This is a genomic window from Micromonospora sp. M71_S20 (genome assembly GCF_003664255.1).
In the GTDB taxonomy this organism is placed as follows: domain Bacteria; phylum Actinomycetota; class Actinomycetes; order Mycobacteriales; family Micromonosporaceae; genus Micromonospora.
This window is the reverse complement of record NZ_RCCV01000001.1, coordinates 1,688,157-1,709,046: the sequence shown is the minus strand read 5'-3', so window position 1 is coordinate 1,709,046 and position 20,890 is coordinate 1,688,157. Positions and strand designations below refer to the sequence as shown.

The following is a 20,890-nucleotide window of genomic DNA, read 5'->3' as shown; positions in this document are numbered from 1 at the left end:
TGGCGGAGCGGCGGCTGGCGGGCGGTCGGGAAGAGCGCGGGAGGCCGGCCCCCTCCGAAGGGGACCGGCCTCCCGTCACGAGCTGTGGATCACGGCTTCCAGGAGCCGCTGGTCTGGAACTTGTGCTGATACTCCAGCGCGCCGTTCTTGTCGGCCACGTTGAACACCACCGTGCCCGCACGCTTGCTGCCCTCGCGCAGGTTGTTGCCGGAGCCCAACGTGTCGCCGCAGCCGGAAAGCGCGCTCGCCAGGCCGTTGGCCGTGGTGCCGTTGGCGGCCACCCAGTTGAAGTAGAACGGGTTGATGGAGCTCTTGCCCTTGGTCACGGTCGCGGTGACGTGGGCGATCAGGTACATGCCCTTGTCGGGGGCCGGGGCGTACGACCGGCAGCCCTTGGTCTCCGTGGTGAACCGGGTGACCGTGATCTCGATGGTCCCCTCGTCGTCGGAGACCACCAGGGTCGCGCCGGGCTTCATGTTGAAGGTCTCGCCGTCCTTCGCCGACGGGGACGGACCGTCCGGCTGCAGCGTGATGCGCGGGGCGGCGGCCTTCTCCAGGTCGTTCGCCGCCTTGTTGGCGCCGGCGACGAGCGCGACGACACCGCCGACGCAGCAGAGCAGGGCCAGCACGGCCACCACGGCCACGACGATCAGGACGGTCTTGTTCTTCTTCGGCGGCGTGACCGGATGCGGCGCGCCGAGCGGGTAACCGGGCGCGCCGCCCGGGTAGCCGGGCCCACCGGGCGGCGGGTAGCCGGGCCCACCGGCCGGATAGCCGGGCGGCGGGTACGGCGTGCCCGAGGTCGGCTGGTGCGGGGCGGCCCACGGCTCGCCCGGCACCCCGGAGACCGGCGGCTGCGGCATCCCGGACACCGGGGGCTGCGGTACGCCGGAGACCGGCGGCTGCGGCGCGGCCCACGGGTCGCCGGCCGGCTGCTGCGGCGGCACGGGCGGCAGGGGGGCCCACGGGTCGCCCGTGGTCTGCGGGGCGCCGGAGGTCGGTGGCTGCGGCGGGTAGCCGCCCTGGTCGGCGGGGAACTGCGGCATCGGTGCCGGCGGCTGCGGCTGCTGCGGCTGCTGCTGCTCCGGGTTCGGTTGGTTCGGATCCTGAGGCCCGTATGGGGGCGGGGGGTGACTCACCGTACTCCTAGGCACCTGACGACGACGGCAAACGCGGCTGACGCTACCGTGCGCGGACAACGGACCATCTTCGCGTCTCCGGCAGCGCAGCGCCGTCCCCTGTTCGGATTCCGTGCCCGGGTCAACCGGGCAGCAGCACGGCGGCGGTGCGGACCAGGGACTCGTCGACGCTGAACCGGCCGGTGACCAGCGCGGGTGGATCGGGCACCGGGGCGGCGTCGCGCGGCGCCGACGCGATGCGGGCGGTGAACGTGCCGGCGTCCGGATCGAGCTCCACCAGGGCGTCGTGGAAGCCCAGCCACGTGCCGACGACCGGGTGCCACACCTTGTAGACCGTCTCCTTGACGCTGAATACCACCGCCGGCCAGGAGGTCCCCGCCGGCAGGCGGGCGCACCGCTCGTCCTCCTCGGGCAGGCAGATCAGCCGGCGTACGCCCGCGTTGAGCTCCCGGTGTCCTTCGGCGTCGATGCCGACCGACCGGATCTCGTCGGCGCGGGCCGCGACCGCCGCGCAGTAGCCGTGGGTGTGGGTGATGGCGCCGACCACGCCGGCCGGCCAGACCGGCGACCGGTCCGCGGCCGACGGCACCGCGACCGGCGGCACGCCGAGGGCGGCCATCGCCCGGCGGGCGCAGACCCGCCCGGCGGTGAAGTCGCGGCGACGGCTCTCCACCGCGCGTTCGCCCAGGCAGGCCAGCTCAGCCGGCAGCAGTTCGCCGACCCAGTCCGACGCCCCGGCCACGGCCACCGCCACGGCCGGCGGCAGCAGGTCACGCATCGCCGCCTCCCGACAGGTACGACCGCCCGCGCGCCCGCCCGGCGTCGAGCCCGGCGGCCGGCGGCCGGTGCGGCGGTCGGCGACCGGACCGCCGGGCCGGCACCCGCTCCACGGTCGGCGTCGCGAGGGCCATGGTTGGGAACGTACCGCAAGGCGTAACGCCGCAGCGTCCCGCGGCGCTGACAGGGCGTCGCCGGTGGGCGAGGCCGGTCCACTGTCGACCGGCGTGACGGGGGCGGGGCGCCACGTGAACCGGAGAGGGAGAGCGATGACCGATGGTGCGGAGTCCTCGGCGTCCGGGGCGGACGAGCACGCTCCACTGGCTCCCGGCTGGACGTGCGGCACATGCGGCGCCGACTGGCCGTGCGCGGACAAGCGGTCCCGTCTGCTGGAGGAGTACCGGCTCGACCGGGCCATGCTCAGCGTGTACCTGGGGTCCTGCCTCGCGGCCGCCGCACAGGACCTGCCGCCGTCGTCCGGCACGTCCCTCCAGGACCGGTTCTTCGGCTGGCTGCCCCGCAACCCCCGGGCGTTCTGACCGCACCCCCGGGGGCGACCGGTCGGCCGCCCCCGGGATGCCCGGCGGTCAGTACGCGTGCGTCACGGTGATCGTGATGTTCGTGCAGGAACTCGCCCGGCTGGTCAGCGCGCTCTTCTCGGCGCTGTCGACGCTCAGCCGCCAGCGGGTCTTGACCGCCACCCACTCGCCGACGTATCGGCACTTCTCGTTGGTCGGCATCCAGGTCGCCGGGTCCTGGTCGCCCTTGGCCTGGTTGACGTTGTCGGTCACCGCGACCAGCGACCTGACGTCGCCGAGGTCGTTGGCGAACGCCTGCCGCCGCGTCGTGGTCCAGTTGCGGGCGCCCGAGTCCCACGCCTCGGCCAGCGGGACCAGGTGGTCGATGTCCAGGTCGGACGGGTTGGTCCAGTAGGCCGCGTCGTAGTAGGAGCGCCAGCGCCCGCCGGTCAGTTGGCAGCCGGAGCCCACCGTGGGGCGGGTGGTGGCCTCGGCGATCAGCACCTCGTAGCGGGTGTTGCAGCCGTCGGAGTCCGCGTCGGTCCAGTGCGGGAACAGGTCCCGCGAGTAGCCGGTGCGGCTCTCGGCGGCCATTGGGAGGTCGGCGACGAGGGTGCGCAACGGTACCGAGACGGTGGCCGCGTGGGCGGGGGCGGACAGGCCGAGGGTGGCGGCGGTGACGGTGGCCAGCAGGCCGCCGGTCCAGCGGAGGGTACGGGTCATCGCGAACTCCGTCCGATCGATCGGGGGGTTGGCTGACAGTGCAACCGGCCCGGGTGCCGACGGACCGGACCCAGGGTGACTGGAGAACCAAATCGATCGATACGTTACGGGAACACTCCCGTTGGTGGGAATCCCGAAGGCCGCAAAATGTGGCAGATGCCGGCCCCGCAGGCGTTGCCGATCCGTACCGTTTGCGTAAGATGACGGACCGTAAGATGTCGGATGTAAACCATCCGTGCCGTGTCGCGTAGGTCGGAAATCTGACCGAAGTCGACCCGTTGTGCCAGTGGTACGTCGTGGTTAAGCTCTTGATGCGCGCCCCAATCGCCCGCTTCCCCCGTGGCAGGCGATCGGGGCGCGCTTCTACGTCGAACGGGCCCGCACGCCACCGCGTGCGGGCCCGTTCTCCGTGCACCCGCCGCGCCGCCCGGGGCGCGCGGCGGGTGCCGTGCCGTCCGTCAGATCCAGCGGCCGTCCAGCCACATCCGCGCCGACCACTCGGCGTACGGCAGCAGCTTCCCGACGAAGATCGGATAGAAGTACGCGAAGCAGAGGGCGACCAGCATGACGTACGCCCCGGCGATCACCCCGCCCACCAGCCTGCGGTCCCGTGCCTCGTCCGACTCCCGGCCCTCGGCAACAGTCCCGGCGCCGCCCGGCTGCGCGGCGACGGTGCCCGGTGGACCGGCCGGCGTGATGATCGCGCCGAGCACGTAGACCACCGCCAGCACCAGGAACGGCAGGACCGGCGCGGTGTAGAAGGAGAACATCGTCCGGCCGTCGAGCGCGAACCAGAACCAGGGCAGCAGGCCGGCCGCCACGACGAGCAGGATCGCCCCCGCCCGCCAGTCCCGCCGGGCCAGGCCCAGCCAGGCCAGCGCCGCCAGGGCGGGCAGGAACGACCACCAGAGCAGGGGGGTGCCGAGCAGCAGGATCTCCGAGGCGCAGCTCGGCGCCCCGCAGGACCCGTTGCCGGACCAGTAGAAGGCGACCGGCCGGCCCAGCAGCAGCCACTGCCACGGCCACGACTGGTACTTGTGCGGATCGTCGAGTCCGGTGTGGAAGCCGTACGCGGCCTTGTGGTACTCGATCAGGTTGTTCAACGCGCCGAACACCGGGGTGTCGCTCAGCGGGGCGTTCGGGTAGCGCTCGGCGAGCCGGTAGTAGCCCTCGTCGCCGAGCAGCCAACCGGACCAGGTGCCGACGTAGGTGACCACGATCAGCACCCCGGCCAGCACCAGCCACGGCACCTCGTCGAGGAGGGTGTCCCGCCACGGCCGGCGTACGCCGGCGGAGCGGCGGACCCCGACCTCCCACAGGACCACCAGCAGCGCGAAGACGGGCAGAAAGTAGAGCGCGCTCCACTTGACCGCGCACGCGCACCCGAACAGGACCCCGGCGGCGAGCCGCCACCACGGCCAGTTCCGCCAGCCGCCCGCCGGCCGCCCGGCCCGCCCGGGCCGGCCCGGGTCCAGGCCCGACTCCAGCGCCCGGGCCCACCGGCGGCGCCGGGCGTCCCGGTCGAGCACCAGGGCGCCGAAGGTGGCCAGCACGAAGAACAGCAGGAAGATGTCGAGCAGCGCGGTGCGGGACAGCACCAGGTGGAAGCCGTCCAGCGCGAGCAGCAGGCCGGCGGCGCAGCCCAGCGCGGTCGAGTGGAACATCCGCCGGCCGATGCGGACCAGCAGCAGCACCGACAGGGTGCCGACGACCGCCGCCGCGAACCGCCAGCCGAACTCCGGCGCGGTCGTCGTCAGGTGCCCCGGCACGGAGATGCCGTGCTCGGTGTCGGAGTAGCCGAAGGCCCACTCGCCGAGCCCGATCAGCCACTTGCCCAGCGGCGGGTGGACCACGTACGAGGGGCCGCCGTCCTTGTAGTTCCACTCGACGCCCTTGTCGACCAGCCCCCAGGCGTCCCGGGCGTAGTAGGTCTCGTCGAAGATCTTGCCCGGCGGGTGGCTCAGGCCGACGAAGCGCAGGATCGCCGCGATGGCGACGATCACGCCCGTGGCGAGCCAGGAGCGCCCGTCCAGCCGGGCCTCGACGGTGGCCAGCCGCCGCCGGACCACGCCGGGGATCCCGCCGGCAGCCGGGGACGCACCCTCCGGCGGGCTCCCGTCCGTGAGGTCCTGCCCCGCCTGGTCCGCGCTCTGTGCTGTCGACGCACTCGTCACCCGGCGATCGTAGGCTGCGAAGGTGCCCGGTGGCGCCCGTCGTCTCCGATACCGGGCAAGCCGTCGACGAAGGAGTTGCATCCCGTGGGTGAAAAGTCCGAAACCGGGCGCCTGGTCCTGCTCGGCGCGCCGCTCGGCAACCCCGCCGACGCCTCCGCCCGGTTCCGCGAGGTGCTCGCCGCCGCGGACGTGGTGGCCGCCGAGGACACCCGCCGGCTCACCCGGCTGGCCCGGGACCTCGACGTCACCGTCGGCGGCCGGATCGTCTCCTACTTCGAGGGCAACGAGGAGCGGCGCACCCCCGAGCTGGTCGACGTGCTGACCGCCGGCTACCTGGTCGCCCTGGTCACCGACGGCGGCATGCCGAGCGTCTCCGACCCGGGCTACCGGCTGGTCACCGCCGCCCTGGACGCCGGCGTGCCGGTCACCGCCGCGCCCGGCCCGAGCGCGGTCACCACCGCCCTGGCCCTGTCCGGCCTGCCCTGCGACCGGTTCTGCTTCGAGGGCTTCCTGCCGCGCACCGGCGGCGCCCGCCGCTCCCGCCTGCGGGCCCTCGCCGCCGAGGAGCGGACGCTGGTCTTCTTCGAGGCGCCGCACCGGATCGCCGCCGCGCTCGCCGACCTGGCCGCCGCGTTCGGCGCCGACCGGCCCGCCGCGCTCTGCCGCGAGCTGACCAAGACGTACGAGGAGATCGTCCGCCGCCCGCTCGGCGAACTGGCCGACTGGGCGGCCGAGGGGGAGCCGCGCGGCGAGATCACCCTCGTCGTGGCCGGCGCGCCCGAGTCGACCCCCGAGCGGCCCGACGACGACACGCTGCGGGCCGCCGTCGCCGCCCGCGAGGCCGCCGGGCTGTCCCGCCGGGACGCGATCACCGAGGTCGCCACGGAGTACGCCCTGCGCCGCCGCGACGTCTACGCCGTCGTGCACGCCTGACCCCCGAGCGGGAATCGACGCGGCCTGGCCGGGCACCCCCAGCGGCCAGGCCGGGCACCCGACGGCCTGGCCGGGCACGCCCCGAGGCCTGGGGCACCCCCAGCGGCGTGGCCAGGCGCCCGACGGCGGCCCGGCCGGGCGCCCGACAGCGCCCGTGGGTCTCACCAGGCGGCGACGAGGAAGCCGGCGGTGATCACCAGCGGGCCGGCCAGCGCGCCGGCGACCGCCCAGCGGCGGGCGCGGGGGTCGGCCAGCCGGGTCGAGCCCGTCCACCGGGCGATCCCGGCGGCGCAGCCCAGCACCACCAGCAGGCCGAGCAGCCAGCGCAGGTGCGCGGCCGGGCCGGTGTCCGCGTACGCGGTGCCGCCGTCCGGGCCGGTCATCCGGGCCGACAGCGTCGTGCCGGTCGCGGTGCGCTCGGCGGCCACCCCGCTCACCCGAACGCCGTACGCGGTCCACGTCTCGTCGGCGGGGGCGAAGTTGCCCCGGCAGCGCTGCGTGAGGCCGCCTCCGGTGCAGTCGGCGATCACCACCGTGCCCCGGGTGGCGTGCCCCACCGCCAGCCAGAACGGGCCCGCGCTGACCCAGGCGAAGAACGCCGCCACCAGGCTCAGCGCCAGCAGCGCGGCCAGCCCCGGCAGCGGATCGGGCGGGCGCGGGGTGCGTTGGGCCCGCCGCCGCGCCGCGTCGTCCCGGGCCGACCGCTGCCGCTCGTGCGGCGGCTCCTCCCGGATCGGCGTGCCGTCCCAGTGCACCAGCTCGATCGGCGGCCAGTACGCGCCGTCGCCACCGTCGGGCGCACCCCCGCCGCCCTCGCCGTCGGGCGTGACCCGGCCGTCCGGCGTACCGCCGCCGTCCCGCGTACGCCCGGCGTCGTCTGGGTCGGGCGTGCCGGCGGGGGAGCGGCCCCGACGGGGCCAGCGGTTCGGCTGCCGGACGGGGACCCGGCGCGGCAGGGCGTCGACCGGCGCCCCGGTAGTGGGCTCCACCTCGACGGCGGGCGCGGGGGACGGCGGGGCCGCCACCGGCCCGGCGGCCTCGGCGGGCGGTTCCGGCGGCGACTCCGGCGGCGCGGCGGCCGGCACCACCCGGGGGTGCGGCGCGCGGGTGCCGCGCGGCGCCCTCCCCGCGCCGCCGTCCGTCGGGCCGGAGGGACGGTCGTCATGATCCCGGGCCGCTCGTCTGCCAGTCACGGCGTTCATTGCACCCCGCGACCGGGACCTCGGCCGGCAGCTCAGGCCGCGTGTCGGCGACAAATCGGGCAAACGGCGGACCCGGTCCGGCCGGGCCGCCGACCCGGGGGCCCTATTGGTTCGCGGTCACCGCGAGCGGGTCACTAGGCTTGCTGGTCATGAGTCACGTTCTCGCGGCGGTCGCCTGGCCGTACGCCAACGGCCCGCGCCACATCGGCCACGTCTCCGGTTTCGGCGTTCCCTCCGACGTCTTCAGCCGGTACATGCGGATGGCCGGGCACGACGTGCTCATGGTGTCGGGCACCGACGAGCACGGCACCCCCATCCAGGTGCAGGCGGACGCCGACGGGGTCACCCCGCGCGAGCTGGCCGACCGCTACAACCGGGTGATCGTGGAGGACCTGCACGGCCTCGGGCTCTCCTACGACCTGTTCACCCGCACCACCACCCGCAACCACTACGCGGTGGTGCAGGAGCTGTTCGAGGGGATGCACCGCAACGGCTACATCGTCCCGAAGACCACGATGGGGGCGATCTCCCCGTCCACCGGCCGGACGCTGCCGGACCGCTACATCGAGGGCACCTGCCCGATCTGCGGCTACGACAGCGCGCGCGGCGACCAGTGCGACAACTGCGGCAACCAGCTCGACCCGATCGACCTGATCGACCCGAAGTCGCGGATCAACGGGGAGACCCCGAAGTTCGTCGAGACCGAGCACTTCTTCCTCGACCTGCCCGCCCTCGCCGACGTGCTGCGGCAGTGGCTCGACACCCGCGAGGGCTGGCGGCCCAACGTGCTGCGCTTCTCGAAGAACCTGCTCGACGACCTCCAGCCCCGGGCCATCACCCGCGACCTGGAGTGGGGCGTGCCGATCCCGCTCGACGGCTGGCGGGACCGCCCCGACAAGCGCATCTACGTCTGGTTCGACGCGGTGATCGGCTACCTCTCCGCCTCGATCGAGTGGGCCCGCCGCTCCGGCGACCCCGAGGCGTGGCGCAGGTGGTGGTCCGCCGACGCCGAGGGCAAGGACGCCCGCGGTTACTACTTCATGGGCAAGGACAACATCGTCTTCCACTCGGTGATCTGGCCGGCGCTGCTCTCCGGCTACTCCGGCGAGGGGAGCCGGGACGGCGAGCCGGGCAGCCTGGGCCGGCTCAACCTGCCCACCGAGGTGGTCTCCAGCGAATACCTGACCATGGAGGGGAAGAAGTTCTCCTCCTCCCGCCGGGTCGTCATCTACGTCCGGGACTTCCTGGAGCGCTACGACGCCGACGCGCTGCGCTACTTCATCGCCGCCGCCGGCCCGGAGAGCAACGACACCGACTTCACCTGGGCCGAGTTCCTCCGCCGCAACAACGACGAGCTGGTCGCCGGCTGGGGCAACCTGGTCAACCGGTCCGTCTCCATGGCGGCCAAGAACTTCGGCGCGATCCCGCCCGTCGACCCGGCCGGCCTCACCGAGGCCGACGAGGCGCTGCTCGCGGTCGCCCGGGCCGGCTTCGGCACCGTCGGCGACCTGATCGCCCGGCACCGCCAGAAGCAGGCCATCGGCGAGGCGATGAGGGTGGTCGCCGAGGCCAACCGGTACCTCTCCGAGCAGGCGCCGTGGAAGCTCAAGGGCGAGGACGACAAGCCGCGGATGGGCACTGTCCTGCACGTCGCACTCCAGGTGGTCAGCGACGCCAACACGCTGCTCACCCCGTTCCTGCCGCACTCCGCGCAGAAGGTGCACGAGCTGCTCGGCGGCACCGGCGTACACGCCCCGATGCCGGTCATCGAGGAGGTCGAGGACCTCGACGGCGGGCCCGCGTACCCGGTGCTGACCGGCGACTACACCGTCGGGGCGCGCTGGGAGTCCGTGCCGCTGGAGGCCGGTCGGCCGCTGGCCGCGCCGAAGCCGGTCTTCCGAAAGCTCGACCCGTCGATCGTCGACGAGGAACTCGCCCGCCTGGCCGACTGACGGCCGCCCACGTGCCGACGGGCGCGACCCCCGGAGGGGCCGCGCCCGTCGCCGTCGCGGTGCCGGCTGTCCCGACCGGTCTGGTGCCGGAGGCGCGTCAGGCCCGGGCCATCGCCGGTGCCCCGATGAAGTCCATGATGCTGCGGTTCACCTCGGCCGCGTTCGTCCACGGGGTGCCGTGCGGCGCGCCCTTCAGGGTGACCAGCTGGCTGCCGGGCAGCATCGGGTGCAGTCGCTGACCGGTTGCCGGGTACGGCAGCACCGCGTCGGCGTCGCCCTGCACGATCAGCACCGGCACGTCGATGCGGGACACGTCGCCCCGGAAGTCGGTCTGCCAGGCGTCCACGCTGTCGTGGGTGCCCTTCGCCGAGGCCCGGGCGCCGATCTCCCAGTGCGCCCGGAACGCCTCCTCGCTGACCAGCTTGCCCTTGTTCTCCTGGTAGTTGAAGAACGCCTCGCAGAAGGTGGTCAGGTAGGCGAACCGGTCGTCGATGATGGCCTGCTGGAAGCCCTGGAAGAGGCTCTTGTCGACGCCCTCCGGGTTGTCCGAGGTCTTCAGCAGGAACGGCGCGAGCGGGGCCAGCAGCACCGCCCGGTCGACCCGCTGCGAGCCGTACACGCCCAGGTAGCGGGTCACCTCGCCGGTGCCCATCGAGTGGCCGACCAGGATCGCGTTCCGCAGGTCCAGCTCGGTCATCAGCACGTCGAGGTCGGCGGCGAACGTGTCGTAGTCGTACCCGGTCGCCGGCTGGGCGGAGTTGCCGAACCCCCGGCGGTCGTACGTGATCGTCCGGTAACCGGCGGCCAGCAGCGGTCCGACCTGCTTCTCCCAGGTCGCCCCGTTGAACGGGAAGCCGTGGATCAGCACGATCGGCTGACCGGAGCCGTGGTCCTCGTAGTACAGGTCGACGGGGGCGGAGTTCTCCGTCCCCACGGTGATGAAAGGCATGCGCGTCTCCTGGTCACGTGACGGTCGGACGCCGCGCTTTCCCACCCCGCCCCCGGTTATGCCGCCGGAGGCGGGCGCCGGCCCTGCTCAGAGCGCGTACGGCAGGTCCACCACCCGGTCGTCGGTGACCTCGGCCGCGGGCGCCCACGTCTCGTAGACGCCCCGCTCCTGGCACTGCGCCCCGGTCTCCGCCACCGCGTCCGGACCGGGCCGACGCAGGCGCAGGCGCAGCCACCCGGACTCCTCCCGCAGCACCAGGCAGGGCACGTCCCGCCAGTCGGCCAGCCGCAGCCGGCGGGCCGCCGACTCCACCGGGTACCGGGCGGCCCGGGTCATAGCCAGCACCCGGAACCCGCCCGGCAGGTCGGCCACCGCCTCGTACTCGCCGCCGGCGTAGCCGCCGACCAGTCGGGTGGAGCGGGGCGCCTCGCCGGTCGGCACGTACTCCTGGTCGGGGGAGAGCCCCGGTACCGCCGCCAGCAGGTGCCGCCACTGCGGGCCGACCATCCGCAGCCAGCCGCGCTGCTCGGCCTGGTAGCCGTAGAGCACCACCTCCGTGCCGTCGGACGGGTAGGCGAGCAGGGTGGCGTTCGCCGGCATCGGCAGGTCCGCGAAGTCCCGGGTGACGAACTCCGGGACGAGTTGGGCGCTGCTGGGCACGAAACCCGTGCCGAGCACCGCCCCGCCCAGCCGGTCCCGGGGCGCCAGCCCCGTCAGCCCCCGGTGCGCCCCGCCGACCGGCACGTCGTAGTCGGCCGGGTCGGCGGCCCGCCAGCGCAGCGCGTACGTCACGTCCGCCCCGTCGTGACCGTCCGTGCCGTCGGTGCGCAGCACGGCCGTCGCCGCCGGCGTACGCAGGTGCGCCACGTCGTGCTCCCGGTAGCAGAAGCCGTGCGGGAACCACCCGCGCACATACCCGGCGAGCTGCCGCGCGGAGAGCACCTTCACCATCCGGGTGCCCCGCCGCAGCACCGCCGAGGCGCGCACCGCCGCCAGCGTCGGGTCACCGGCCGCCGCCGGCTGCTGGCTGAGCTGCTGCACGTACGCCCAGCCCCGCTCCCGGTGCAGCGGCACCAGCAGCGGGGACTCCGCCTCGTCGCCCGGCTCGGCGGCGGGATGCACGACGGTGACCTCGGTGGCGTGCACGAATCTGCGCCACGGCAGCGGGGCGCCGGGCCGGGGCGCCCAGTCGAAGCCGGGCGCCTCCTCGGCACTGAACAGTTCGTACGCCGCGCCCCGGGCGATCTCCTCCGCCGGATACACCACGCCCCCGTACATCACGCGCGGGCCGTTCCCGCCGGCCTGAGGGGTGCTGGTCACGCCGACGACGCTAGGCGCGCGATGTGCCGCCCCGGTGAACAGGCGGTGGCGTCCCCACGACGCGGGCCACCGGCGGTGTGTGATGCTGGCCGCGATGAGCGAGCCCACCGAAACCCGCAAGCAGCGCGCCGTCCGCCGGGCCGGGGAGTTCCCGCCCGTGCCCGAGCCGCTGCCCCGCCCCGTGCTGGACAGCCACACCCACCTCGACATCACCGTCAGCGAGGCCGGCGCGCCCCCGCAGCCGCGGGCGGACGGGGACCCGGGCGTCGTGCCCGTCGGGGACCCGGTCGCCGTGGCCGTCGCCGTCGCCGCCTCGGTGGGCGTCGACCGGCTGGTGCAGGTCGGGGTGGACGTCGCCTCCTCCCGCTGGGGGGCGGACGTCGCCGACAGCCACCCGGCCGTGCTGGCCACGGTGGCGCTGCACCCGAACGAGGCCCCCCGCCTGCCCGACCTGGACGAGGCGCTGCGCGAGATCGAGGCGCTCGCCGCCCGGGACCGGGTGCGTGGGATCGGCGAGACCGGGATGGACTTCTTCCGCACCGGCGAGGAGGGACGTGCCGTCCAGGAGGAGAGCTTCCGGGCGCACATCGCCATCGCCAAGCGGTACGGCAAGGCCCTGGTCGTCCACGACCGGGACGCGCACGCCGACGTGCTGCGGATCCTCGACGACGAGGGCGCGCCGGACACCGTGGTGCTGCACTGCTTCTCCGGCGACGCCGACTTCGCCCGCGAGTGCGTCCGCCGGGGCTACCTGCTCAGCTTCGCCGGCACAATCACCTTCGGCAGCGCCGCCGCGCTGCGGGAGGCCGCCGCGCTCACCCCGGTCGAGCAGATCCTGGTAGAGACCGACGCGCCCTACCTGACCCCCATGCCGCACCGGGGCCGGCCGAACGCCTCGTACCTGATCCCGCTGACCGTACGGTCGCTGGCCGGGACGACCGGCACGGACCTGGACGAGCTCTGCGCCGCGATCTCCGCCACCGGCGACCGCGTCTTCGGCCCGTGGTGACCGGGAGGGGCCCTGGCACGCGCGCCCCGGGAGCGGCCCGCATAGGCTACGGGGCGTGACCGGTCTCCTCGGCCCGGCGGAGATCCGGGAACTGGCCGCCCGGCTGGGCGTCACCCCCACCAAGAGGCTCGGCCAGAACTTCGTGCACGACCCGAACACCGTCCGGCGCATCGTCACCGCCGCCGGGCTGGCCCCGGACGACGTGGCGCTGGAGGTCGGCCCCGGCCTCGGCTCCCTCACCCTCGCCCTGCTCCCGGCCGCCGCGCACGTGCACGCCGTGGAACTCGACCCGACACTGGCCGGCGCGCTGCCCGACACCGCCGCCCGGCACGCCGGGCCCGACGCCGCGCGGCTGAGCGTGCACCACGCCGACGCGCTGCGCGTGCGCGCCGCCGAGCTGGCCGACCCGCCGCCGACCGCGCTGGTGGCGAACCTGCCCTACAACGTGGCCGTGCCGGTGGTGCTGCACCTGCTCGCCGAGCTGCCCAGCCTGCGCCACGGGCTGGTGATGGTGCAGAAGGAGGTCGCCGACCGGCTCGTCGCCGGCCCCGGCTCCAAGGTGTACGGGGTGCCGTCGGTCAAACTCGCCTGGTACGCCTCGGCCCGCGCCGCCGGGAAGGTCCCGCCGAACGTCTTCTGGCCCGTGCCGAACGTCGACTCCGGGCTGGTCGCCTTCGCCCGCCGCGAGCCGCCCCGCGCCGACGTACCCCGAGAGCGGGTCTTCGCCGTGGTGGACGCGGCCTTCGCGCAGCGCCGCAAGACCCTGCGCGCCGCGCTGGCCGGCTGGGCCGGCGGCGCGGACCGGGCGGCCGAGGCACTCACCGCCGCCGGCGTCGACCCCGGGGCGCGCGGGGAGTCGCTCACCGTCGTGCAGTTCGCCGCCATCGCCGCGTCGGCCCCGGCCGTCCCACCCGCCGCCCAGTAGGCTGACGCCCGTGACCGAGGCCTGGGGACCGGACGACGAGGACGAGCAGCGGCGGCGCGGCGCCAGCGGACCGGTGCGGGTCCGGGTGCCCGCCAAGGTCAACCTGCATCTCGGGGTGGGACCGCTGCGCCGCGACGGCTACCACGAGCTCAACACCGTCTACCACGCGATCTCCATCCACGACGAGCTGACCGCCCGCCGGGGCGACACGCTCACCCTCACCATGGAGGGCGAGGGCACCGGCGAGCTGGCCCTGGACGACACCAACCTGGCCATCCGGGCGGCCCACGCCCTCGCCGGCTACGCCGGGGTGCCGCCGCACGCCCGGCTGCACCTGCGCAAGCAGATCCCGCTGGCCGGTGGGCTGGCCGGGGGCAGCGCCGACGCGGCCGCGGCGCTGGTCGCCTGCGACACGCTCTGGGGGACCGGGCTGTCCCGCGACGAGCTGGCCCGGATCGCCGCCGACCTCGGCTCCGACGTGCCGTTCCTGATCCAGGGCGGCACCGCGCTCGGCACCGGCCGGGGCGAGTCCGTCAGCCCCGTGCTGGCCCGCCCCATCACCTGGCACTGGGTCGTGGCCGTCGCCGACGGCGGCATCTCCACCCCGGCCGCCTACCGGGAACTGGACCGGCTGCGCGAGGCCGGCACCGCAGGTGAGCCGCTGGGCAGCACCGACGCGCTCTTCGCCGCGCTGCGCCAGCGGGACCCGCGGGTGCTCGCCGCGGCCCTCGGCAACGACCTCCAGGACGCCGCCCTGGCCATGCGCCCGTCGCTGGCGGAGACGCTGAAGGCCGGCGAGGCGGCCGGCGCGCTGGCCGGCATCGTCTCCGGTTCGGGGCCGACCTGCGTCTTCCTCGCCGCGGACGCCGCCGACGCCGAGCGCATCGCCGCGGAGCTGACGTCCGCCGACGTGTGCCGCGAGGCGCGTACCGCCCACGGGCCGGTGCCCGGCGCGCGGATCGTCTGACCAGCCCACCCTTCCCCGACCCCGCGCCCCCGGCCCCGGGCACCGCCTCTCCCGGGGGCGCCGGGTGCGGGATCGCGGGAGCCCGCGCCCGGCGGCCGGCGCGGCGGTCCGCGTACGCTGGGAGGCTCAGGCGTCCCAGGTGCCGGCCGGCACCGGGACGCCTTGATCATGGGAGGTGAGGTCGTGGCCAACATCGTCAACCTGGACCGGGTGTCCAAGGGCTACGGCGCCGCCGGGCCGCTGCTCACCGACGTCTCGCTCGGCCTGGACGACGCCGACCGGGTCGGCGTGGTCGGCCTCAACGGCGCCGGCAAGTCCACCCTGCTGCGGCTGCTCACCCGGATCGAGGAACCGGACGACGGGCGGGTCACCCACCGCCGCGACCTGCGGGTCGCCTGGCTGCCGCAGAGCCTCCAGCTCGCCCCCGACGCCACCGTCCGGGACGTGGTGCTCGGCACCGCCTGGCTCGGCGAGAGCATGGGCGCCGAGCACGAGTGGGCCGGCGACGCCGGGGTCCGGGCCATCCTCGACGGCCTCGGCATGCCCCACCTCGGCCTCGACCAGCCCGTCGGCCCGATGTCCGGCGGCGAGCGGCGGCGGGTCGCGCTGGCCGCGCTGCTGGTCCGCGAGTCCGACCTGCTCATCCTCGACGAGCCCACCAACCACCTCGACGTCGGCGGCGTCGACTGGCTGGCGAAGTACCTCGTCGGCCGCAAGGGCGCCCTGGTCGTGGTCACCCACGACCGGTGGTTCCTCGACGCCGTCTGCACCACCACGTGGGAGGTCGCCGACCAGACCGTCCGGGCGTACGAGGGCGGCTTCGCCGCCTGGACCCTCGCCCGGGTCGAGCGGGAGCGGGTCGCCGCGGCCACCGAGGCCCGCCGGCAGAACCTGCTCCGCAAGGAGATCGCCTGGCTGCGGCGCGGGCCGCCCGCCCGCACCTCCAAGCCGCGCTTCCGCATCGACGCCGCCAACGCGCTCATCGCCGACGTCCCGCCGGCGCGCGACACCATGTCGCTGCAACGGCTCGCCACCGCCCGGCTCGGCAAGCAGGTGTACGACCTCGAGCAGGTCACCCTGCACGCCGGCCCGAAGGAGATCCTGCGCGACGTCACCTGGCAGGTCGGTCCCGGCGACCGGATCGCCGTCCTCGGCCGCAACGGGGCGGGCAAGACCACCCTGCTGCGGATGCTGGCCGGCATCACCCGCCCCGACGGCGGGCGCTTCGCCACCGGCTCGACGGTCCGGCCGGCCTTCCTCTCCCAGGAGCTGGCCGAACTGCCCGGTCACCTGCGCGTGCTCGAAGCGGTGGAGGAGGTCGCCCGGCGGGTGCAGCTCGGCGACCGGGAGGTCTCCGCCGCCCAGCTCGCCGAGGTCTTCGGCTTCGACGACCGGCGGCTCTGGACGCCGGTCAGCGACCTCTCCGGCGGCGAGCGTCGCCGGTTGCAGATGCTCCGGCTGCTCGCCGGGGAGCCGAACGTGCTGCTGTTCGACGAGCCCACCAACGACCTGGACACCGACACCCTCGCCGCGCTGGAGGACCTGCTCGACTCCTGGCCCGGCACCGTCATCGTGGCCAGTCACGACCGGTACCTCATCGAGCGGGTCACCGACGTCGCGTACGGCATGTTCGGCGACGGCCGGCTGGTGCACCTGCCCGGCGGTGTCGACGAGTACCTCGCCCGGGCCGCCGGCCAGCCCGGCCCCGCGATGCCGGAGACGGCCCCCGGGGCCGGCGCCGACACCCCCGCCGCGACCGGCATGTCCGCCTCCGAGGCGCGGCAGGCCCGCAAGGAACTGGCCCGGCTGGAACGGCAGGTCGCCAAGCTGGAGCAGAAGGAGGCGACGCTGCTCGACCAGCTCGCCACGCACGCCACCGACTACGCCAAGGTCGCCGAACTCGACGCCCAGCTCAAGGAGCTGCGGGCCGAGCGGGAGCGGACCGAGGAGTCCTGGCTGGCCCTGGCCGACGAGATCCCGGCGATCTGAGCCGCTCCCTGGTCGCGGCGCCGCACGGGGAGGCCCCCGTGTGCGGCGTCACACCTCGGGGTGCGGGACAATCGTCGGCGACCCCTCACCCGAACGGCGTTGGAGACTCAGACATGGCCCACACCCCCGTCAACCACCCCGCGCGGCCGGTCTACCGGGCGATCGGCGGGCTGACCGGTCTGTACCTGGTGGCCTTCGGCGTGCTCGGCATCATCGCGAGCGCCGGCAACGAGGCCCTCGCCCAGGATGACACCCAGGTCCTCGGCCAGGGCACGAACCTCGGTTTCTCGCTGCTCAGCGCCCTGCTGGGGGCCGCGGTGCTGGCCGGCACCGCGATCGGCCGCAACATCGACGTCATGATCAACCAGTGGCTGGCGTACGCCCTCATGGTGATCAGCCTCGCCGGCCTCGCCTTCATCCAGACCGAGGCCAACATCTTCAACTTCAGCATCTTCACCGTCATCGCGCTGATGGTGGTCAGCCTGGTCCTGCTGATGGTCGGCATGTACGGCAAGGTCGGCTCGGAGGAGGAGCAGGAGGCCTGGCAGAAGGCCCGCCTCGTGCTCTGAGTGGTTTGGTGGGTTTTCGCCGGAGCCCGACCCGCTCCGGGCGGTCAGGCCTGATCCCTGCGCGGGTCGGGCTCCGGCGAGAACCGACGTGGTCCCGCTCCGTCCCGGCCGTCGCGGCCCGGTGGGGTGGGATCTTTTCATTCCGCCCGTTGTCGGGTGCGCCTTGGGCGGTTCGGCGGACGGATGACCTCCTCCGGGGGACAATCGGGGTTAATGTCCTGATTGGTGGAGGGGTCATGCCGCACTTTCCCGTGAACCATCCGGCACGGCCGGTCTACCGGGTCCTCGCCGGCCTGGTGGGGCTCTACATCCTGGTCTTCGGGGTCTGGGGCGTCGCCCTGACGGCGGGCGACCCGCTCTTCGACCGGGGCGACAACTGGGCCCTCGGGCTCCGCACCAACCTGGCCTTCTCGTTGGCCTCCGTCGCCTTCGGGATCGTGCTCATCGTCGGGGCGTCACGGCGCGGCAACCTCGGCCACTACATGAACCTGACCGCCGGGGTCGTCTTCCTGGTCACCAGCATCCTCATGATGGCCGTGCTCCAGACCGAGGCCAACTTCCTCAACTTCTCGATGTCCACGGTCATCGTGTCGATGCTCTTCGGCCTGCTCCTGCTCGGCACCGGCCTGTACGACAAGGTCGGCACCGACGAGCACGCCGAGGAGGAACGGCGGCTCCGGCACCACCCGGTCTCCGAGGCCCACGGCCGCTGACCGACGTCAGGTCAGCGGCCCCGCACCGTGATCAGGCTCGGCTTCGCCTCCAGGTGCGACAGCCCGCTCCAGGCCAGGTTGACCAGGTGCGCCGCCACCGTCTCCTTGCGCGGCTTGCGCACCTCCAGCCACCAGCGGCCGGTCAGCGCCACCATCCCCACCAGCGCCTGCGAGTAGAGCTCGGCCAGCTTCGGGTCGTAGCCCCGGCTGGAGAACTCGGCGCCCAGGATGTGCTCCACCTGGTGCGCCACGTCGTTCATCACGCTGCTGAAGTTGCCCGCCGCCGACAGCACCGGCGACTCCCGCACCAGCACCCGGAAGCCGCTGGTCTCCTCCTCGATGTACGTCAGCAGGGCCAGCGCCGCCTGCTCCAGCAACTCGCGCGGGTGCCCGGCGGTCAGGGCCGTGGTGATCCGGTCCAGCAGGGCGCGGACCTCCCGGTCCACCACCACCGCGTAGAGCCCCTCCTTGCCGCCGAAGTGCTCGTAGACCACCGGCTTGGAGACCTTCGCGCGGGCCGCCACCTCCTCGATGGAGGTGGCGTCGAAGCCGCGCTCGGCGAAGATCTGCCGGGCGGTCGAGATCAGCTGCTCCCGGCGCTGGGCCGCCGACATGCGTACGCGTGAGGAGGGTTTGGGGGCCGCGGCGGGAACCGCCCGCCGCCGGCCGGTCGTGCCGTCGCTGCCAGGGACATCCGCCATGTTCTCGTCACTCCGCCGGCGCTCGGTGACGCCCTGTCGTCCGATGGTGCCGCCGCCGTGCTGGGTCACGTCGTCCCCTCGCCGGTCGTCGGTCGGGTGGCGCCGCCGCCCCCTGCGACCGTATCCGCGTCGGGCCCCGCCCCCGTGCCGCCGGGCCACCCGGCGCCGCACCCGCTTCGCTCGGTCACCCGGCCATCCTGCCAGGCGACCTCCGCGCCCATCGCCCGCTCTACCGCCCGGCGGCCGGTTCCACGAGCTTCGCCGTGATGCGCTCGGGCTTCGGCCAGCGCACGTCCCACGCCGCGCCGAGCTTCTCGAACAGCCAGATCACCCGGGCCGAGATGTCCACCTGGCCGCGCAGTACGCCGTGCCGGGCGCTGGTCGGGTCGGAGTGGTGCAGGTTGTGCCAGCTCTCGCCGAACGACACGATCGCCAGCGGCCAGAAGTTCGACGCGCGGTCGCCCTGGCGCATCGCGAACGGCCGCTCCCCGTAGACGTGGCAGACGGAGTTGATGGACCAGGTCACGTGGTGCAGGAGCGCGATGCGCACCAGGCCGGCCCAGAAGAGCGCGGACAGCGCTCCCCGCCACGACCAGGTGAGCAGGCCGCCCATCAGCGCGGGGCCGAGCACCGAGACCACCACCAGCAGCGGAAACAGCCGGTCCACCCGGGTGATGTCCCGGTCGGCGAGCAGGTCCGGGGCGAACCGCTTCCGGTTGGACAGCTCGCGGCCGAAGAGCCAGCCGACGTGCGCGTGGAACAGGCCCTTCGTCAGGCCGCGGACGCTCTCCCCGAACCGCCAGGGCGAGTGCGGGTCGCCCTCCAGGTCGGAGAAGGCGTGGTGGCGCCGGTGGTCGGCCACCCACTGGATGATCTCGCCCTGCACCGCGAGTGAGCCGGACACCGCCAGCGCGATCCGCAGCCAGCGCTTCGCCTTGAACGACCCGTGCGTGAAGTACCGGTGGTAGCCGACCGTGATGCCCAGCCCGGATACCACGTACCAGAACCCGGTGACGGCCACGTCGGTCCAGCTCAGCCAGCCACCCCAGGCGACCGGTACGGCGGCGAGGAGGGCCAGGAAGGGGATCACCACGAACGCCCAGAGGGCGATGAGGATGCCCCGCGACTGGGTGCCCTGGGTGAGGGGCTTCGGGCCGGCGGTCGGGTCGAGGGACGTGGCGGACATGGCACCTCGCAGAGGGACGCGATGATCACGAAGCTACGCCTACGTCACCGTAACTTAGGTTCCCCGCGTGCGCACGGGACAGCGTCGGGAATGAATGTCTGGAGTGTCGTACGCCTGTTCTAAGCTGCTGCTCATGACCGATCCGATCGCCGACGAGGTGCGGCGGCTGCGCACCGCCGAGCAGCTTTCCGTCCGGGAGATCCGGGCGCGCACGGGGCTCGGCCGCAACCGCGTCCACGAGTTGCTCCGGGGCGTTCCGGCGCCCGAGCGGTCCCGCCGACCCAACGCCAAGGACGATCTCAGAGCGGCGGCGGTCGAGCTGCGCGCCGAGGGGCACTCCGTCAACGACATCGCCCGTCAGCTCGGCGTGGCGAAGTCGACCGCCTACCAGTGGGTCCGGCACCTGCCGTTGGCCGAGGAAGGGCCGGGCGCCGAGCGCCGCCGGGCCCATGCGGCGCTGATGACCGAGGCGCGGTGGGCGGCGCACCGCGCGGCCCGCGACGCGGCCCGGGCTGCGGAGCGCGAGCGGGCGGCCGGCCTGGTCGGGTCGCTCGCCGACCGGGATCTCCTGCTCCTCGGTGCGGCGGTCTACTGGTGTGAGGGGACGAAGTCGAAGCCGTGGCGGCGCGACGACCGCCTCCAGTTCGTCAACAGCGATCCGGGGCTGCTCGCGCTCTTCCTGCGTTTCCTTGAGGTGTGCGGGATCGATCGGGCCGTCCCCGGCTATCGCGTCAGCATCCACGAGACGGCCGACCTCGACGCGGCGGTGAAATGGTGGGTGCGGAAACTCGACCTGCCGGTCGAGCGTTTCCAGCGCGCCAATCTCAAAAAACACCGTGCGGCCACGGTGCGGCGCAACGTCGGGGACGACTATCGTGGCTGCCTGGTGATCACCGTGCCCCGCAGCCGCGAGCTCTACTGGCGGATCGAAGGTATGATCGCCGAGCTGTTCCAGACCGTCGGGCGGCGCGAACCGGAATTGACGGCAAGCGACGCTTGACATTTTATGGGGTGTGGGGTAACGGCAACCCGCAGGCCTTTGGAGCCTTGAGCTCCTGGTTCGAATCCAGGCACCCCAGCTCACACCGCATCTCCCGGCATTCGTGTGGCCGTGCCGAACGGCGGCTCGCCGTCTGGTTAGCAT

At 74.0% G+C, this 20,890-nt stretch carries 19 protein-coding genes and 1 tRNA gene; 11 read left to right on the top strand and 9 right to left on the bottom strand.

The window, feature by feature from the left end; translation table 11 throughout:
• Positions 1-89 precede the first annotated feature (89 nt).
• Both DER29_RS07580 and DER29_RS07575 read right to left on the bottom strand, forming a co-directional pair.
• Positions 90-1,139, bottom strand: coding sequence for a DUF4352 domain-containing protein (locus DER29_RS07580; RefSeq protein WP_121396706.1), 1,050 nt, complete (start codon positions 1,137-1,139; stop codon positions 90-92).
• Between the two features lie 121 nt (positions 1,140-1,260).
• A complete protein-coding gene (locus DER29_RS07575) occupies positions 1,261-1,917 on the bottom strand; it encodes a 4'-phosphopantetheinyl transferase (RefSeq protein ID WP_121396705.1) in 657 nt (218 codons plus the stop codon).
• A gap of 268 nt (positions 1,918-2,185) precedes the next feature.
• Between DER29_RS07575 and DER29_RS07570 the strand changes: the two genes are divergently transcribed.
• Positions 2,186-2,455, top strand: coding sequence for a hypothetical protein (locus DER29_RS07570; protein ID WP_121396704.1), 270 nt, complete (start codon positions 2,186-2,188; stop codon positions 2,453-2,455).
• A gap of 48 nt (positions 2,456-2,503) precedes the next feature.
• On the opposite strand, the gene DER29_RS07565 is transcribed toward DER29_RS07570, so the two are convergent.
• A complete protein-coding gene (locus DER29_RS07565) occupies positions 2,504-3,157 on the bottom strand; it encodes an HNH endonuclease family protein (RefSeq protein WP_121396703.1) in 654 nt (217 codons plus the stop codon).
• Between the two features lie 458 nt (positions 3,158-3,615).
• Positions 3,616-5,235: a dolichyl-phosphate-mannose--protein mannosyltransferase gene (locus DER29_RS07560; RefSeq protein WP_370040257.1), complete on the bottom strand. Its 1,620-nt coding sequence runs from the start codon at positions 5,233-5,235 to the stop codon at positions 3,616-3,618.
• Between the two features lie 180 nt (positions 5,236-5,415).
• On the opposite strand from DER29_RS07560, the gene rsmI reads away from it, so the two are divergent.
• Positions 5,416-6,264 carry a 16S rRNA (cytidine(1402)-2'-O)-methyltransferase gene (gene rsmI / locus DER29_RS07555; RefSeq protein ID WP_121396701.1) on the top strand — a complete coding sequence of 283 codons (849 nt, stop codon included), beginning with the start codon at positions 5,416-5,418 and terminating at the stop codon, positions 6,262-6,264.
• Between the two features lie 161 nt (positions 6,265-6,425).
• Here the strand turns inward: rsmI and DER29_RS07550 are convergent, their stop codons facing one another.
• Positions 6,426-7,457 (bottom strand): hypothetical protein, encoded by a 1,032-nt coding sequence (locus DER29_RS07550; protein WP_233599672.1) that lies wholly within the window; start codon positions 7,455-7,457, stop codon positions 6,426-6,428.
• Positions 7,458-7,615: 158 nt separating this feature from the next.
• On the opposite strand from DER29_RS07550, the gene metG reads away from it, so the two are divergent.
• A complete protein-coding gene (gene metG / locus DER29_RS07545; protein WP_121396700.1) occupies positions 7,616-9,418 on the top strand; it encodes a methionine--tRNA ligase in 1,803 nt (600 codons plus the stop codon).
• 97 nt (positions 9,419-9,515) lie between these two features.
• Here metG and DER29_RS07540 read toward each other — a convergent pair whose 3' ends face one another.
• Positions 9,516-10,367, bottom strand: a complete 852-nt coding sequence (locus DER29_RS07540; RefSeq protein WP_121396699.1) for an alpha/beta fold hydrolase — start codon at positions 10,365-10,367, stop codon at positions 9,516-9,518.
• 87 nt (positions 10,368-10,454) lie between these two features.
• Positions 10,455-11,687 carry a hypothetical protein gene (locus DER29_RS07535; RefSeq protein ID WP_370040047.1) on the bottom strand — a complete coding sequence of 411 codons (1,233 nt, stop codon included), beginning with the start codon at positions 11,685-11,687 and terminating at the stop codon, positions 10,455-10,457.
• Positions 11,688-11,769: 82 nt separating this feature from the next.
• On the opposite strand from DER29_RS07535, the gene DER29_RS07530 reads away from it, so the two are divergent.
• The 6 genes from DER29_RS07530 to DER29_RS07505 all read left to right on the top strand — a co-directional run bounded on the left by DER29_RS07530 (position 11,770) and on the right by DER29_RS07505 (position 17,859).
• On the top strand, positions 11,770-12,696 hold the full coding sequence (locus tag DER29_RS07530; protein WP_121396697.1) for a TatD family hydrolase: 927 nt from the start codon (positions 11,770-11,772) through the stop codon (positions 12,694-12,696).
• A 55-nt stretch (positions 12,697-12,751) separates the two neighbouring features.
• Positions 12,752-13,621 carry a 16S rRNA (adenine(1518)-N(6)/adenine(1519)-N(6))-dimethyltransferase RsmA gene (rsmA, locus tag DER29_RS07525; protein WP_121396696.1) on the top strand — a complete coding sequence of 290 codons (870 nt, stop codon included), beginning with the start codon at positions 12,752-12,754 and terminating at the stop codon, positions 13,619-13,621.
• A gap of 10 nt (positions 13,622-13,631) precedes the next feature.
• Entirely contained in the window at positions 13,632-14,588 is a 957-nt protein-coding gene (locus DER29_RS07520; protein ID WP_121396695.1) for a 4-(cytidine 5'-diphospho)-2-C-methyl-D-erythritol kinase, read from the top strand.
• Between the two features lie 183 nt (positions 14,589-14,771).
• A complete protein-coding gene (locus DER29_RS07515; RefSeq protein WP_121399071.1) occupies positions 14,772-16,577 on the top strand; it encodes an ABC-F family ATP-binding cassette domain-containing protein in 1,806 nt (601 codons plus the stop codon).
• 113 nt (positions 16,578-16,690) lie between these two features.
• Positions 16,691-17,146 carry a DUF4383 domain-containing protein gene (locus DER29_RS07510; RefSeq protein WP_121396694.1) on the top strand — a complete coding sequence of 152 codons (456 nt, stop codon included), beginning with the start codon at positions 16,691-16,693 and terminating at the stop codon, positions 17,144-17,146.
• Between the two features lie 236 nt (positions 17,147-17,382).
• Positions 17,383-17,859, top strand: a complete 477-nt coding sequence (locus DER29_RS07505) for a DUF4383 domain-containing protein (protein WP_121396693.1) — start codon at positions 17,383-17,385, stop codon at positions 17,857-17,859.
• 11 nt (positions 17,860-17,870) lie between these two features.
• Here DER29_RS07505 and DER29_RS07500 read toward each other — a convergent pair whose 3' ends face one another.
• The gene (locus DER29_RS07500) at positions 17,871-18,560 is read right to left on the bottom strand and encodes a TetR/AcrR family transcriptional regulator (protein WP_121399070.1); all 690 of its coding nucleotides are present in this window, start codon (positions 18,558-18,560) and stop codon (positions 17,871-17,873) included.
• Between the two features lie 229 nt (positions 18,561-18,789).
• On the bottom strand, positions 18,790-19,746 hold the full coding sequence (locus DER29_RS07495) for an acyl-CoA desaturase (protein ID WP_121396692.1): 957 nt from the start codon (positions 19,744-19,746) through the stop codon (positions 18,790-18,792).
• Between the two features lie 133 nt (positions 19,747-19,879).
• Between DER29_RS07495 and DER29_RS07490 the strand changes: the two genes are divergently transcribed.
• Positions 19,880-20,746, top strand: a complete 867-nt coding sequence (locus tag DER29_RS07490) for a helix-turn-helix domain-containing protein (protein WP_121396691.1) — start codon at positions 19,880-19,882, stop codon at positions 20,744-20,746.
• Between the two features lie 7 nt (positions 20,747-20,753).
• Positions 20,754-20,825: transfer RNA gene (locus DER29_RS07485), tRNA-Gln, on the top strand.
• Positions 20,826-20,890: the final 65 nt, after the last annotated feature.

Coding starts and splice junctions, on each gene's coding strand:
- DER29_RS07505 (WP_121396693.1), top strand. CDS start 17,383: ATGCCGCACTTTCCCGTGAACCATCCGGCACGGCCGGTCTACCGGGTC.
- DER29_RS07510 (WP_121396694.1), top strand. CDS start 16,691: ATGGCCCACACCCCCGTCAACCACCCCGCGCGGCCGGTCTACCGGGCG.
- DER29_RS07565 (WP_121396703.1), bottom strand. CDS start 3,157: ATGACCCGTACCCTCCGCTGGACCGGCGGCCTGCTGGCCACCGTCACC.
- DER29_RS07500 (WP_121399070.1), bottom strand. CDS start 18,560: ATGGCGGATGTCCCTGGCAGCGACGGCACGACCGGCCGGCGGCGGGCG.
- DER29_RS07575 (WP_121396705.1), bottom strand. CDS start 1,917: ATGCGTGACCTGCTGCCGCCGGCCGTGGCGGTGGCCGTGGCCGGGGCG.
- DER29_RS07530 (WP_121396697.1), top strand. CDS start 11,770: ATGCTGGCCGCGATGAGCGAGCCCACCGAAACCCGCAAGCAGCGCGCC.
- DER29_RS07495 (WP_121396692.1), bottom strand. CDS start 19,746: ATGTCCGCCACGTCCCTCGACCCGACCGCCGGCCCGAAGCCCCTCACC.
- DER29_RS07540 (WP_121396699.1), bottom strand. CDS start 10,367: ATGCCTTTCATCACCGTGGGGACGGAGAACTCCGCCCCCGTCGACCTG.
- DER29_RS07490 (WP_121396691.1), top strand. CDS start 19,880: ATGACCGATCCGATCGCCGACGAGGTGCGGCGGCTGCGCACCGCCGAG.
- metG (WP_121396700.1), top strand. CDS start 7,616: ATGAGTCACGTTCTCGCGGCGGTCGCCTGGCCGTACGCCAACGGCCCG.
- DER29_RS07570 (WP_121396704.1), top strand. CDS start 2,186: ATGACCGATGGTGCGGAGTCCTCGGCGTCCGGGGCGGACGAGCACGCT.